14 protein-coding genes are annotated in these 14,404 nt (G+C 53.0%); 7 read left to right on the top strand and 7 right to left on the bottom strand.

Translation table 11 applies throughout. The annotated features are described in order from the left end of the window. Positions 1 to 39: 39 nt before the first annotated feature. The gene (locus IPZ49_RS15590; RefSeq protein WP_063145928.1) at positions 40 to 1,383 is read right to left on the bottom strand and encodes a VOC family protein; all 1,344 of its coding nucleotides are present in this window, start codon (positions 1,381 to 1,383) and stop codon (positions 40 to 42) included. A 227-nt stretch (positions 1,384 to 1,610) separates the two neighbouring features. Between IPZ49_RS15590 and IPZ49_RS15585 the strand changes: the two genes are divergently transcribed. Then, positions 1,611 to 2,540 carry a LysR substrate-binding domain-containing protein gene (locus IPZ49_RS15585; RefSeq protein WP_063145929.1) on the top strand — a complete coding sequence of 310 codons (930 nt, stop codon included), beginning with the start codon at positions 1,611 to 1,613 and terminating at the stop codon, positions 2,538 to 2,540. 35 nt (positions 2,541 to 2,575) lie between these two features. On the opposite strand, the gene IPZ49_RS15580 is transcribed toward IPZ49_RS15585, so the two are convergent. The 3 genes from IPZ49_RS15580 to IPZ49_RS15570 all read right to left on the bottom strand — a co-directional run bounded on the left by IPZ49_RS15580 (position 2,576) and on the right by IPZ49_RS15570 (position 5,847). After that, positions 2,576 to 4,261, bottom strand: coding sequence for a methyl-accepting chemotaxis protein (locus IPZ49_RS15580; protein ID WP_063932771.1), 1,686 nt, complete (start codon positions 4,259 to 4,261; stop codon positions 2,576 to 2,578). A 159-nt stretch (positions 4,262 to 4,420) separates the two neighbouring features. Continuing rightward, positions 4,421 to 5,539 carry an S-(hydroxymethyl)glutathione dehydrogenase/class III alcohol dehydrogenase gene (locus IPZ49_RS15575; protein WP_063145931.1) on the bottom strand — a complete coding sequence of 373 codons (1,119 nt, stop codon included), beginning with the start codon at positions 5,537 to 5,539 and terminating at the stop codon, positions 4,421 to 4,423. A gap of 32 nt (positions 5,540 to 5,571) precedes the next feature. After that, positions 5,572 to 5,847, bottom strand: coding sequence for a metal/formaldehyde-sensitive transcriptional repressor (locus IPZ49_RS15570; protein ID WP_003857256.1), 276 nt, complete (start codon positions 5,845 to 5,847; stop codon positions 5,572 to 5,574). Between the two features lie 243 nt (positions 5,848 to 6,090). Between IPZ49_RS15570 and IPZ49_RS15565 the strand changes: the two genes are divergently transcribed. The 5 genes from IPZ49_RS15565 (at position 6,091) to IPZ49_RS15545 (ending at position 8,300) form a co-directional block, all read left to right on the top strand. Further along, complete coding sequence (locus IPZ49_RS15565; RefSeq protein ID WP_063145932.1) at positions 6,091 to 6,714, top strand: hypothetical protein; 624 nt, start codon at positions 6,091 to 6,093, stop codon at positions 6,712 to 6,714. Positions 6,715 to 6,882: 168 nt separating this feature from the next. Continuing rightward, positions 6,883 to 7,155 carry a YqjD family protein gene (locus IPZ49_RS15560; protein WP_003857263.1) on the top strand — a complete coding sequence of 91 codons (273 nt, stop codon included), beginning with the start codon at positions 6,883 to 6,885 and terminating at the stop codon, positions 7,153 to 7,155. Positions 7,156 to 7,346: 191 nt separating this feature from the next. Then, positions 7,347 to 7,586, top strand: a complete 240-nt coding sequence (gene ycgZ, locus IPZ49_RS15555; RefSeq protein ID WP_003857265.1) for a regulatory protein YcgZ — start codon at positions 7,347 to 7,349, stop codon at positions 7,584 to 7,586. A 112-nt stretch (positions 7,587 to 7,698) separates the two neighbouring features. Further along, positions 7,699 to 7,998 carry a hypothetical protein gene (locus tag IPZ49_RS15550; protein WP_023306164.1) on the top strand — a complete coding sequence of 100 codons (300 nt, stop codon included), beginning with the start codon at positions 7,699 to 7,701 and terminating at the stop codon, positions 7,996 to 7,998. Positions 7,999 to 8,021: 23 nt separating this feature from the next. Beyond that, positions 8,022 to 8,300: a biofilm development regulator YmgB/AriR family protein gene (locus IPZ49_RS15545; protein ID WP_075208094.1), complete on the top strand. Its 279-nt coding sequence runs from the start codon at positions 8,022 to 8,024 to the stop codon at positions 8,298 to 8,300. Positions 8,301 to 8,385: 85 nt separating this feature from the next. On the opposite strand, the gene IPZ49_RS15540 is transcribed toward IPZ49_RS15545, so the two are convergent. Further along, positions 8,386 to 9,843 carry an EAL domain-containing protein gene (locus IPZ49_RS15540; RefSeq protein WP_058646674.1) on the bottom strand — a complete coding sequence of 486 codons (1,458 nt, stop codon included), beginning with the start codon at positions 9,841 to 9,843 and terminating at the stop codon, positions 8,386 to 8,388. Between the two features lie 286 nt (positions 9,844 to 10,129). On the opposite strand from IPZ49_RS15540, the gene IPZ49_RS15535 reads away from it, so the two are divergent. After that, entirely contained in the window at positions 10,130 to 11,014 is an 885-nt protein-coding gene (locus IPZ49_RS15535) for a hypothetical protein (RefSeq protein WP_063145933.1), read from the top strand. Between the two features lie 33 nt (positions 11,015 to 11,047). On the opposite strand, the gene IPZ49_RS15530 is transcribed toward IPZ49_RS15535, so the two are convergent. Together IPZ49_RS15530 and IPZ49_RS15525 are read right to left on the bottom strand one after the other, a co-directional pair. After that, positions 11,048 to 12,223, bottom strand: coding sequence for an HlyD family type I secretion periplasmic adaptor subunit (locus IPZ49_RS15530; RefSeq protein WP_022648066.1), 1,176 nt, complete (start codon positions 12,221 to 12,223; stop codon positions 11,048 to 11,050). Next, positions 12,220 to 14,385 (bottom strand): type I secretion system permease/ATPase, encoded by a 2,166-nt coding sequence (locus tag IPZ49_RS15525; protein WP_063145934.1) that lies wholly within the window; start codon positions 14,383 to 14,385, stop codon positions 12,220 to 12,222. The genes IPZ49_RS15530 and IPZ49_RS15525 overlap by 4 nt, the downstream gene beginning before the upstream one ends. Between the last annotated feature and the right edge of the window lie 19 nt (positions 14,386 to 14,404).

The raw sequence follows: 14,404 nt of genomic DNA, 5'->3' as shown, positions 1-14,404 counted from the left end.
AACCTTCTTTTTCCATCACACCCCTGCAGAGTAACGGTTTCAGAGCAAACCGCAACGCTGTTTGCTGCGCGCTTCCGCCTCCTCGTAAAGCGTAAACTCGTCGTACACCGCACAGCCGAGCGCGGCTTCGAAGGCATTGCGGCTGGCATTGCCGTGGCTGCGCGCCTGCGTTTCATTGCCAAGATTCGACTGGAAAATCCCCGCCGCGCTGACGGGCAGAAAATCCTCATAGGTGATCGGCTGCGCCACAACCCAGCCGCGTTCGATCAGCGGCTGCGGATCGTCGCCGGGACGAAACGCGTGGCGATGCGCCTCACCTGTCGGAGTCAGACGGTAGCGGAAATAAGCCAGCCCCTGACGGCGCAGGAACATTTCGCTGTCCGGGAAGGTGCTGAAGATCTCGCGCAGGTGAAGCTGATGGGTCAGGTTGTCTTTGCCGGTCCCGGCCTGATTTAACAGACGGTCGTACAGCTCGCGTCCTTTCGGCGTAAGGGCCACGCCCCGCTGCTCAATCTCACCGAAACGCGCGGTATGCGTACCCTTGTGTTCTCCCGCGAAAAGCACCGCCTCTTCCAGCGCCTTAAAGCTGGTCTGGCGCAGGAGGATCGGCACCTCGCGGCGCGGCGGGCCTTCAATCAGGATTTTCGGCTCAATGCCGTACTTCGGCATCAGTTCCTGTACCCGGTCGATATCCAGCGTGCGCGGCGTGAGATGGTTGATATGGCACCCCGGGAAACAGACCACGTCGGCTATCAGGCGATGTTCGTTGCTAAGCGCCAGATAGGTTTCCTGATCGACCGTCGCATGGCGATGCCAGCGGAAGGTTTCTAAGGCTTCCTGCACAAATTCGCGCGCCTGTGCCTCGGTAAAGTGTCCCTGTACATCATGCAGGTCGATCAGGTCCAGGCAGCGCGGCGTAAAGATGTTGCGCCGGGAGAGGATCTCTGCCGCCCTTTCGCGCAGCGCAACGTTTTCAATCAGCTCCAGGCGCAGCAGCGAGGTAAAAATGCGAAACGGATTACGGCAGAGCGCCGCATCGTCAGTCGGACGAAACGCCGTCGAGTGGACGGGGACGCCCGCCTGGGAGAGATCGTAGTAGCTGACCGGGTACATGCCCATGATGGCGAAGATCCGGCACAGGGTGGAAAGCTCCTGCGCGGTGCCAACGCGGATCGCACCGTGACGTTCAACATTCAGGCGCGCCAGTTCGTCTGCATTTGCAAGTTGTTCATGTAAAAGTGGGTTATTTTCCAGAACCGCCAGGTTAACGTCCGCCACCAGTTCCAGCAAGGTGCCGTACTGCGGAACTTCCTGCTGGTACATCGCCGACATAGCCTGCGAAAAGTGTTCCCGAATATCATCAGCCGTGATGGTGTTCGCCATGATGTCATGCCTCCAGTGAATACTACCTGGAGTGTAGAGAAGCCCGTTCTTTTCGTTGGGAAGAATTTACAAATTGTGATCCAGGCAGACGAGTGGTCAAAGCATGGGCGTTTTCGAAAAACAGTTGTAACTCAAACAGATCAAATGTTAAAAATATTTTGCTATCAGGTTATCAAATTCAAACAACTTAACTTGTCACCCGCGTCGCTCTGTTTTTAACATCGCCTATGGAAAAAAATGGTCTGTTCAGTCAGCGCATACGCTTGCGCCATTTGCATACATTTGTGGCCGTCGCTCAACAGGGAACGCTGGGGCGAGCGGCTGAAACCCTTAACCTTAGTCAGCCTGCACTATCCAAAACGCTGAACGAACTGGAACAGCTTACCGGAACCCGTCTGTTCGACCGCGGCCGTCTGGGCGCTCAGCTTACGCTCGTAGGCGAACAGTTCCTGACGCATGCCGTTAAAGTTCTTGATGCCCTCAATACCGCCGGTCAGGCCTTAAACCGTAAAGAAGAGCAGGCCAGCGACATCGTGCGCGTGGGCGCACTGCCAACGGCTGCGCTGGGCATATTGCCTGCGGCGATCGGCCAGTTCCACCGCCAGCAAAAGCACGCCACGCTTCAGGTCGCGACTATGAATAACACCATGCTGCTGGCGGGCCTGAAGTCAGGCGAGCTGGATCTGGGCATTGGCCGGATGTCCGATCCGGAACTGATGAGCGGCCTGAATTACGAGCTGCTGTTCCTGGAATCACTGAAGCTGGTCGTGCGTCCGAATCATCCCCTGCTGCAGGATACCGTCACATTAAGCCGCGTAATGGAGTGGCCGGTGGTAGTCTCCCCGAAAGGAACGGTTCCGCGTCAGAATGCGGAAGCGTTGCTGCAAATGCAGGGCTGCACGCTGCCTTCAGGGTGTATTGAAACGCTCTCGGCGTCTCTTTCGCGCCAGCTGACGGTGGATTATGACTACGTGTGGTTTGTGCCGTCCGGCGCGGTGAAGGACGATCTGCGACGCGGCGTGCTCACCGCGCTGCCGGTAACCTCACCCGGCGCAGGAGAACCCATTGGGATCCTGACGCGGGTAGATGCCCCGCTCTCTGAAGGCGCCCAAACGCTGTTAAGCGCCATTCGTAAGTCAATGCCTCTCTGTCCCTAAACGCAGAACCCGCCGCGAGGGCGGGTCTGTCTTACTCAGAACGTTTCCCAGTTATCACCTGAGACGGCCGCCGCCGGGGTTAAAGGCGCGGGTTTTGCTGCGGTTGCGGCGGCTGTAGTCCGTCCTGCGCGCGCCCCGTTGAGACGAAACGCGCCAACGGCTTCCGTCAGACGCGCGCCCTGCTCTTCCAGCGAGGCCGCCGCCGCAGAGGCTTCTTCCACCAGCGAGGCATTCTGCTGCGTCACCTTATCCATCTCGGAAATCGCCTGGCTCACCTGAACGATGCCGCGGCTCTGTTCATCGGACGCCGCTGCAATCTCCAGCATGATATCGGTGACGCGTTTAACCGCCTCGACGATCTCATTCATGGTATTGCCTGCCGCAACCACCTCCCCGGAACCCTGATCGATAAGCGACACCGATTCATTAATCAGGCTTTCAATCTCTTTCGCCGCGTTTGCGCTGCGGCTTGCCAGGGTGCGAACTTCACTCGCCACGACCGCAAAGCCACGTCCCTGTTCACCCGCACGCGCCGCCTCGACCGCCGCGTTGAGCGCCAGAATATTGGTCTGGAACGCGATGCTGTTAATCACGGCGGTAATTTCAGAGATCTTCTTCGAGCTGGTGGAAATATTACCCATGGTTTTCACCACGCCGGAGACCATCTGCCCCCCGCGGCTGGCCTTACCGGAGGCATCTTCTGCCAGTTTACTCGCATGATGCGCGTTATCGGCGTTTTGCTTCACCGTCGCGGTGAGCTGCTCCATGCTGGCCGCCGTCTGTTCAATCGCCGCCGCCTGCTGCTCAGTACGGGAAGAGAGATCGGTGTTACCCGCGGAGATCTCGCTGGTTCCCCGGTAGATCTCCTCCGCCCCTTGCCGCACGGTGCCCACGGTTGTCACCAGCGCGTGCTGCATCGTTTGCAGATCGCGCGTAAGGCGGCCAATTTCACTGCGCCCGGTCGGTTCGTCCGGCATGGTCAAATCGCCTTTCGCGATATTTTCGATACGCGTAGCGGCTCGCTGGAGCGGGTTTATCACCGTACGGCGCAGCACCACAAAGGTGATCACCGCCAGCGCCAGGCCAAACGCGCCGAACATAAACATCAGCCCCAGCCGGGTGCGGGTGTGAGCCTGCGCCGTCAGCGCGTTGGCGCGTTCGGTGCGGATTTTTATCGCCTTCAGCAGCACCGCGTTATAGGCATCGTCCAGCGGACGCGCGGTCTCATTTTCGTGGTTAATAATGGCTTCAAACATGCCGTTTTTGGCATATTTCAGCATCGGCTGCATACCGGCGATGTAGGCGTCATAGCGGGCTTTCAGATCGCCGTCCAGCGCTTCATCAGCCGGGGTACGAACGGTGCGCTTCATATAGGCGGCAAATCCATCCTGCGACTGCCTGATGCGGATCTCAGCCTCAGCAATGTTTTGTTTCATCGCCTCCATCTCCGCGATACGGCTCGCCGCCCCCGCGTGGATCATGTTGATACGGGCGGTGCGTAAATGGTTGGAACTGTTTGACAGCCCGGTGCGCACCTGGATTTCTGCCGTGACATCCTGCTGATCGTTATCGGCCTGGAGCAGGAAATAGCCTGCCAGACCCGAGCTCAATGCAAACAGGAGAATAATGCCACCGAGAATGGAGGAAAACAGCGGAACCAGCCGGATGTGATGCAAGAAACTCAGCTTATGCTGCGCCTGCATCGATGTTGTGTTGTCCATGACCGTCGACTCTCTTATAGGTAAGATGCGTAAAAACACGCCTGTAAAAGAGTCATCGGCACGGCGTAGAATTAGATTACGGTTAAAAGCGCCAGACAGGTCACACTTTAGAGAAGATCAGGGAAGAAATGCCAGCGGAAAAAACCGCTGGCAGAATAATCAGTTGTCGCCGAAATGGATAACGGTGCGAATGGATTTTCCTTCGTGCATCAGATCGAAGGCTTCGTTGATCTGCTCCAGCGGCAGGCGATGCGTAATGAACGGATCAAGCTGAATTTTACCGACCATCGCATCTTCAACCATGCCCGGCAGCTGAGTACGGCCTTTCACGCCGCCAAATGCCGACCCGCGCCATACGCGCCCTGTCACCAGCTGGAAGGGACGGGTTTTAATCTCCTGACCCGCGCCGGCCACACCGATAATGATGCTCTCACCCCAGCCTTTGTGGCAGCACTCCAGCGCTGAGCGCATTACGTTGACGTTGCCGATACATTCGAAGCTGAAATCCACGCCGCCGTCGGTCAGCTCAACGATCACGTCCTGAACCGGTTTGTCGTAGTCTTTCGGGTTGATGAAGTCGGTCGCACCCATCTCACCTGCGAGCTTAAATTTCTCCGGGTTGGTATCCACAGCAACGATACGCCCAGCTTTCGCCTGTACCGCGCCCTGGATGACCGCCAGACCGATCCCGCCCAGGCCGAACACCGCCACGGTATCACCCTCTTTCACTTTCGCCGTGTTATGCACCGCGCCGATACCGGTGGTGACACCGCAGCCGAGCAGACAGACTTTATCCAGCGGGGCCTGCGGATTCACTTTCGCCAGTGAGATCTCGGCGCACACCGTGTATTCGCTGAAGGTGCTGGTCCCCATGTAGTGATAGATTGGCTCGCCGTTATAGGAGAAGCGGGTTGTGCCGTCCGGCATAAGACCCTTGCCCTGCGTGGCGCGCACGGCCTGACAGAGGTTAGTTTTGCCAGATTTGCAGAACTTACACTCGCCGCACTCTGCGGTGTAGAGCGGGATCACATGGTCGCCGGGCTTCAGGCTGGTAACGCCTTCACCCACTTCCACCACTACACCGCCCCCTTCGTGGCCGAGCACCGCCGGGAATACGCCTTCCGGATCGTCACCGGACAGGGTAAACGCATCGGTATGGCAGACGCCGGTGTGAGTAATTTTGATCAGCACTTCGCCTTTCTTCGGCGGAGCAACATCAATTTCAACGATTTTCAGCGGCTGGCCTGGGCCGAACGCGACAGCTGCGCGAGATTTCATGATGTCTTTCCCTTGTTGTGAGGTGTGTGGGTTTATTTTAGATAAGAGCGCAGCAAATGGCCGACTTCCGCCATCCGCACTGCCCGCTGATCCGGGGTGGTCTCCCCCGTCACCAGCTCATCTTTGAGGTGAATTTCAACCATTTCACCCATCAGGCCATTGGCAGCACCGCGCACGGCGGCTATTTGCTGCAGAATGGCGAGACAGGGATCGCCCGACTCCAGGGCGCGTTCAAGGGCATCAACCTGGCCTCGAATGCGGCGGACGCGGGTCAGAATACGTTTTTTATCTTCGGGTGAATGCGGCATACGCCCTCCTGATACTATAGGGGGGTATGGTACCTTGTATGTTATTGCCCTGTAAACCACAAGATAGAGACGCTGCAATGAGCACATCGCCGGCAAGCAACAAAAGATATTTAGGGTTTATTCTGGCCGCTACGAATCCTATTTAGCTCGTAATGTTAAAATTCAGCACTTATATGGTACGATGTGAACAGAAATAACATTCTCGTCACCTAACATACTGCTACAAACAAAATGGTGGTGTTAATGATTGTACTAAAGAGCTTTTTATTCTTTGTTGGCGCGGCGGTCGCATGCGCGCTTATTATACTTTGTCTTTGGGTTGATATGCGGTTTGTCGGCCATGATATTCCGGAATTATCACTGACCGAAATTATGCAGGAAACGGTATTAGCGACTATCGTTTTTCTCCATTTTCGTCTGGCGAAAATGAACGAATCCATGCGTTACTGTAATATTCTGGTTGGCGGTTTTTTCCTGACGATGTTAATTCGTGAACTGGACGCGCTTTTTGACCTCATTTCTCATGGGAGTTGGGTGTGGTTCGCGCTGATTACCGCTCTGCTGGCTATAATTCGCCCCGTTATGCATTTTCGCACTACCCTGGAACAGCTGGCAAAATACACGCAATCCCCCTGGTACGGTATTCTGTTGAGCGGCCTGCTGGCTGTACTGGTCTTCTCCCGTCTCTTTGGAATGCAGGTGCTGTGGCACGCCATTCTGGAGCATGGCTATATGCGTGTCGTGAAAAACGCCGTGGAGGAAGGTTCGGAATCGTTCGGCTATATGCTGTGCCTGGCCGCATCCCTTGGCTATTACATTACCTTTCGCGCTAACGCACGAGAGAAATTGTCTCTTCCCGCTACGTAGACAGAGACGGCGAGGGAAATATTTATCCACTCCATCCTTAGGGCGTTATGGTGGACATGTAAGAAAGACATATCCTAAAAAGAGGTAATCAGGCGTCGATTTTAGCGAATTCTCTCTCACTCTTGCCATCAGCGTCTATCCTTAGACTATCAACAAAAGGAGGCTGGAATGTCTGATTTCGACACTGATAAAAATGCACAATACGCTGGCGATAAAGCCAAAAACAAACTTGATGAATTATCCGGCTCTGCGCAGCAGCAGTTTGGTGAATTCGTTGATTCCCCTAAACATCAGGTGAAAGGTGCAGCGAAAAAATATGCTGCCCAGGCCAGTGATGCCGTCTCGGATGTTACTGAAGCCGTCAGAAATAACCCGTTAACGGGCTTAATCGCTGCGGGTGCGGTAGGCATCGTTCTGGGACTTCTGCTGGGACGGAAATAATTTCAGGCCCTCCGGGGCCTTTTCTTTTCCCCACGTTTTTCTCCCTCTCTTCCCCCCTAATTTTGATAGTTCTTCTGACAAATCCCCGAACTGCACGAAAAACTTGTACAATTTAGATGTACAGATTTGACCGGATAGTATAAATTCGATGCCAGTGATGTTACAAAATTGTTTGTCAACGGTGGAAAATTATGCGTCGCAACCATGCTCCCTCTACAGCAGAAAGCGCTATAACCTTGTATTTTAACAAGGATAATGTCCCAACACAGCAGGAAACCCTTGGTGCCATCGTCAGTGAGATCATCAAAGAAAATGTACAACTGAGCAGAATGACAATTTGTACAAAGCTGTTGCGCAGAATTGAAGAATCAACGTCTGACGTTGAGAAAGCGCACTATAACGGTTTGATAGCCCTCTTCTTCGAGCGTTAACCTGAACACTGTTTTTAACTTACTAAGTTAGTCATGCTGAGTGAGAATAGAGCATCTGGATGCGATGACTAACCCCATGCTACAGCCGCGTGTAGCAGAGTGAGATTAAGCTATGCATAGAACTAAATTTGAACGACTTAAGGATGACCTTATCGGTGAGGCCGTATTATCCATATTGAAAGAGAACGGACCTATTACCTTTGCGTCTCTTGCTAATCGCCTGCTGGCGATGGCTAACGTTGAATCAAATGATGAGCGTAAAAATGCATTGATTGCCGCTGAAGATGAAGTGCGCCAGCGTGTAACCGGCGTATCGCACGACCGGGGAAGAGTGATGGGCGATTATGAAATTGGCCGCATGCGTTCTCTCTTTACTCACAACACGCTTCTGAGCCCAAATAAGAAACACTAATTTTAACCGAGACGGTGACCACCATGAGTAAAGCGACTATGCACCAGACGTATAATTTTGAAGCCCTGCACGATAAAGGACTGGCGGAACACTTTCTTAATGCTGGAAAGCATCTCAGTGGTGAAGTTGAAGTGTTAGGCTCGGCAATACGCTGTATTATGCTGACCGGTGACAACCTTTCGAATAAAGAGATCATCCTGCAACTGATTCACGCCCTTGAAATTACCGAGGAGCCTGAAGCCTGCGATGTCATTCGCAACACACTTGAAATTGTTGTCGGCTTTACGCGTGATGATATCTGAGAATACACTATTGCGACGGTGATTGAGTGTTTTTTACTGGTGGTCGAATACTGTAGTCTGTCGTACCACCAGCATAGCGAAGCCGTTAACTAAATAGCCGTACCATTCGATCCAACTCTTCTTCTTTAACCGCGTGGGAAAGATAATAACCCTGGAATCGCTTAACCCCTAACGCGACAAGTTTTTCAAATTTTTCTTCGCTATCGACGCCTTCCGCAACGCATTCGGTCCCCGTCATGTCGCTGTAAACCTGTATCGCTTTAATAATGCTATAGTCTTTGTCGTTAGCCACAAAGTGCTCAACAATATCGCGATCAAGCTTTAGTCCATCAACATTAATCAGTCTGATGGGCAACATAGCATGATATTTTGAAAAACAGTCATCCAGAAAAAGCCGACATCCCTCGGCGCGTAAACGCTGGAGTGTTTCGGGAATATTTTTATCCTTTGTTACGTCAATCGTTTCAGCTAGTTCAAAGACTAGTTTGCCGGCCCACTGCGGTTTGAGTAACATTTCGACGGCCTTTTTGGCCATCCCCGGCAGCGCGTTTCCCGAAGCAAGTTGAGGAGGAATGTTAACTGAAAAATAATATTTCCCATTGTATTTATTGATACCTGATACGGCCGCATGGATGACTAACGCCGTTAGCTTGAGCCATATTTCACTATTTTTTATCCCTCCCAGAAAATAGGCTGGCTTCAGGATCTCATCTTTTTTATGCCAGCGCAGCAGGATTTCAAATCCAACTCCTTTTTTATCACTATCAGTGATAATTTGATAAGCCGCAAAGATTTCCCGTTTATGTAACGCTTGTAATATATCTATTTCCGTTTCCGAAAACACTTTTGTTTTATTTTTTACTGCACAAACCTCATCTTTGAAAACGCGAGAGTCGCTAAACCATACTCTGATAATATATAATTTACCCAAACCCACCTTGCGATGGGTATAAATAGTTTTATCTGACAGCCCTAACCTCTTACTCTGCTCTTTTATGGAAATACCCCGATAGAAATTCAGTAGCACGGTTAACTCGCGATGTGTTAACCCATGCAAATTTTCTTTACCCTCCTTGTCCGGTACGTTACGCAACAAGCGTGAAGGGCCAGCACGCTCATCTGTCTCATTTTTTACAAAGCCCATTATTTCTGTAATATTCTCTACCCTGATCGTGGAAAGCTTTTTTGTATTATTAACGAGACTTCTCAACGTTGCATTAAGCCATCGCTCAGGTAGTGCACCATACAGGGTGACCCTGCAAATCACCGGCAGTGCATTCAGAACGGATACCAAGCGCTTCAGGCTTTCAAGAAAAGTAGCAACGTCACGACCAAGGAAAACCGAAACCTCGGGCGATTGATTTTCCATCATTTTTTCAACGTCAACGGAACATATTTCATCCTCTTCAAAATGGAGTCGCGTGGCGTGTACGCCTCGAGATTTCAGAAGCAGGCTATACCCTTCAAAGGTGAAACCGCAGGCTGAAATAACAAACCGTTGCTTGTAGCAAGTACCTTGCACAGAAGGTAAATTTTGAGACATAACCTGCTCCTGAGAATACAAACATCATTCCCATATGTAATTAAAGCCAATATTCCTTGTCGCATTGAATAATTTTACCGCACCCCATTTGGTTAATAAACCGTTATCAATGTTATGCACATGAACATCTTTGCGTTAATCAACCGACTCATCCATATGCAGCATAAATATCATTTTCTTTTCATATAACAACAGTAACCAGGACTTTCTCAAGGTATAATGAAAATTCCGAAAAAGAAGTCCGGACACTTCTTCTCATCGGCTCAGACAAAAAAGAGAAAATGCTATGGATAATCACATCTCATCCAGAGCTTTGCTACATCGACGGGATGTCATTAAAAACAACCCGCGATTTAGTGAAGCTATAATAGAACACTACAGAATCAATGTCGCCATTTATAAAAAACAACCCCTGTTCTACAAAACGATGCTTCAGGAATCACGGTTCAATATAATACTCTCAATATGTTGTTTTGTTTTTGGCAATCAGGCTGAGTCGGTCTCGGAGATTAAGGCACTGTGCTCACGCTATAATATCGCCAGCCCTAACAGCGTTATTGCGATCATCACCATACTTAAAACCACCGGGCGAATTAAGACCTGGCGCTGTACCGAAGATCGGCGAAAAACAAAAATCGCGCCTACGGAAAAAGGACTGGATGAGCTTAAACGCTATATGTCCGGGGCGTTCACGCCTGTTAGCATTCTTTATCCGACATTCAACATTAATGTTAATCTTCTGGACAATGACACTCTCAGGCACAACTTTTTCCGGCGCGCCGCAGAATACCTTTTCCGCGGATTAACATTCAGTAAAGTACTTCCGGAGGTGGGGTTATTTATTGATAAGGATGGTGGCCGAATGATTATGCTCTATCTCTATTTGCAGGCCATTAAAAACAAAACAGCATACGGTGCCATAATAGCGTATTCAGCCAGCACACTTGCAAAAGAATTTTTCGTCTCGCGTATTCACGTCAACCGCATTATCAAATCGGCACAGGAGGCTGGTTATCTTAAAGATCGCGGCGATGGCCGGATGTCCATTTACCCGGCATTTATCGAACTTGTCGAAAATTATGCCGGTTTATATTTTGCCTATGTCACACATTACATCAATGTGGTGCCAAAAGAACGACGCCATGCTGTCAACATGACGTCTACACTCTGATCTGACGGGCGTTCGGCTTGCTGAACGCCTTTTTTATCGCTCGCGCAGCGCCTCTTTTGCCTTATTTAACGGTTTCAGCAGATAATCAATGACGGATTTACTGCCGGTTTTGATATCAACCGTAGCTATCATGCCCGGAAACACCGGGAATTCCTTGCCCTGCCGGTTAGTCAGATGGTTACTGTCTGTACGGATATAAACGCGATAATAATAAACATCCCGTTTCACCTCGTCCTGAAGGGTATCCGGTGAAATCATCGTCACCTCCCCCTCCAGCCCGCCGTAAATGGAGTAGTCATAAGCGGTGATTTTCACCAGCGCTTTTTGCCCGGGATGGATAAACGCGACATCGCGCGGCGAGATTTTCGCTTCTATCACCATCTGGTCATCAAGCGGTACCAGGCTCATCAGTTTGCCGTTCGGCGGGATCACCCCGCCAACCGTCGTCACGTCAATGTCTTTCACGATGCCACGCACCGGCGCATTAAACGTTAAGCGGGTGAGTGAGTCTTCGCGCCCTTTCATCACCGAACGCTGCGCTTCGATTTCCGCGTTCGCTTTCGCCAGTTCTTCGCGGGCGCGAACGTAGTACTGGTTTTTCATCTCGGTGATTTTGCTCTCCAGCTCATTTTTTTGGCGTTCAAGGCGTAAGACTTCGACCTTACTGGCTGCCCCCTGCGTCACCAGCGGGCGCGTTAATGCCAGTTCACGCTGCACGAGATCCGCTCCCTGGCGTAAACCCGCCAGCCCTTTTTCAAGGCTTTCGCGACGAGACTGGTAAAGCGCCGTTTCCTGTTTAACCAGCTCAACGTCGTCATCCAGCTCTGCCGGGAATGTCAGCCCGGTGTCGTTCACTTCAGCATTCAGACGCGCGGCTGTCGCCATCGCAGCATTTAATCGAGACTCGCTCTCAAGCACGCTGGACTCGGTTTTCGTCCGGTCCAGTTGGGCAAGCTGTTGACCACGCTCGACGATATCGCCTTCGCGCACCATCAGACTGTGGATAATCCCCCCTTCCAGGGACTGGATCACCTGCTCGTGGGAGGACGGGATCACCTTGCCACTGCCCGTAGTGACCTCATCCAGCTGGAACAGGCTGGCCCAGGTAATAAACACCACCAGCAGGGCAAACAGCGACCATGCCACCAGCGACGATCGCGGCAGGCGGGGCTCCTTCAGTCGGCTATTAAAGCGGGAGAAATCATTCATGCCACGCCCTCCGTTTTCAGTTTAACCGTGCGCTGCGGCGCCTGCTGCGGGGCCATTCCGTGCTGGCGTAAAATGGCATCACGAGGGCCATCCATCACCACTTTGCCGTTTTCCAGCACGATGATGCGGTCAACCAGGTCCAGAATCGGCAGACGATGCGTCGCCACCACCAGCGTCCGGCGCTTACCGAGCCACTGGTGCAGATGCTGGATAAACTGCTTCTCGCTGACCTCATCCAGCCAGGCGGTTGGTTCATCCAGCAGCAGAATATTCGGCGAGGTGATCAGCGCGCGTGCCAGCAGCAGCGCCTGACGTTGCCCGCCGGAAAGCCCCATTCCGCCCTCGTTGATGATGGTGTTCAGCCCCATTTTCTGCTTGCGCACAAACTCCAGCGCGCCGCTATTGACCAGCGCCTGATGGATTTCCTCGTCTGTCGCCAGCGGATTACCCATCAGGATGTTGTCGCGTACGGAGCCGAAGAACAGCCTCGCCTGCTGACTGAGCAGCTGCATATCGCGGCGTACGTCAGCCGGGTCAAGATGATTGAGAGCAATATCGTCCAGCAAAATGCTGCCCTGCTGTGGCTCCTGCATTCCCGCCAGCAGGTGCAGCAAAGTGCTTTTCCCCGAGCCATTCCGCCCGAGCACCGCCACGCGCTCCCCGGCGCGAATGCGCAGTTTGCTGACGTTCAGCACGGTGAGCTTCTCTTCTTCGTCGTAATAAAACCCGACGTCGTCCAGCTGATAATCACCGCGCAGGTGGGCTTTATGCACTTTTTTGCCGTGCTGGGGATCGTCAATCGGACGCTGCATCAGGTCATCCAGTCCCTTGCGGGCCACCTTTGCTGACTGCCAGCGGGAGAGCACGCCGGAAATCTGCGACAGCGGCGCAATGGTGCGGGACGCCAGAATCGAGGTGCCCACCAGCGCACCGGTGGTCATGTCGCCGCTGATGACCAGGTAACAGCCCACCAGCAGCACCACGGCGTAGACGATAGATTGCACCTCCTGGGTCCAGGTCAGCAGCAGCCCCGTCAGCCAGCGCTGTTTCATGCCGACGCTGGCGGCAACGTCATTGGTGTTATTCCACTGGTTCTGGAACCGCTGCTCGGCGCGCATCAGCTTGATGTCCTCAAGCCTCTGCACCGCTTCCACCAGCGTGGCGTTACGAATCGCCGATTCACGCATCCCTTCGCTGGAGAGTTTTCCCAGCGGGCGCTGCACCAGCAGGCCGGGAATGAGCAGCAGCGGCACGGCCAGCAGCACCACCAGCACCAGCGGGCCGCCAATCATCCACAGAATGAAGACGAACAGCAGGAAGAACGGCAGATCGGAGATGGCTGCAATGGTGGTGGAGGTGATCAGCTCCCGCACCGACTCCAGCTCGCGGATCTGGGCGATAAACGACCCGGTCGATTTCGACCGTGCGCCGTTTTTAATCCGCAGGGCGTGGGCAAACACGCGCTCGGAAATACGCAGGTCGGCGCGTTTCCCTACCACATCCGAAATATGCACCCGCAGCATGCGCATGATGAATTCAAACACGATGGCGATCATCACGCCGCCAAACAGCACCCACAGCGTGGCTTCCGACTGGGACGGCACCACCCTGTCATACACCTGCATGGAAAAGACCATGCCGGAGAGCGCCAGCACGTTGGCGACCAGCGCCACCAGCATAATATCGCTGTAACGACGCCAGTCTTTAAGCGCCAGCTGCCAGAACCAGTTTTTCTCATAGGGTTTGATGTAATCATCCACGCGCGCATCCGGCGTGGACTCCAGGGGACGCAGCACCATCAGCCCTTTTAACCGCGAACCGAGTTCGTCACGCGTCAGCGTCGTCTCCAGGCCGCCGTCGCCGCTGAACTGCACGCTGATGTTCCCTTCGTTGTCCATACGGTTGATGACCGCGATTTGCCCGCCGGTGAACTCCGCCAGCAGCGGTAAGCGCCACGGGTCGAGCGATACGGCTTCCGCCGCTACCCAACGCATCCCCAGCCCAAGCTGGCGCGCCATCTCCTCCAGCACCAGCTGGCGCGAAGACTGGCTTTCATGGTTAATCGTGACCCGAACATGCTCCGCCGAAAAATCCAGCCGATAGTGCTTAGCGATGATGAGCATGCCCTGCAACCAGGGTTCGTACTGTGGATGTGTCTTCATAATGCTACGTCCTGTTCAG

It is taken from the genome of Enterobacter cloacae complex sp. S2 (genome assembly GCF_015159675.1).
Classification (GTDB): Bacteria; Pseudomonadota; Gammaproteobacteria; order Enterobacterales; family Enterobacteriaceae; genus Enterobacter; species Enterobacter intestinihominis.
The sequence above is the reverse complement of the archived record's forward strand: the minus strand, read 5'-3'. Positions and strand labels throughout refer to the sequence as shown.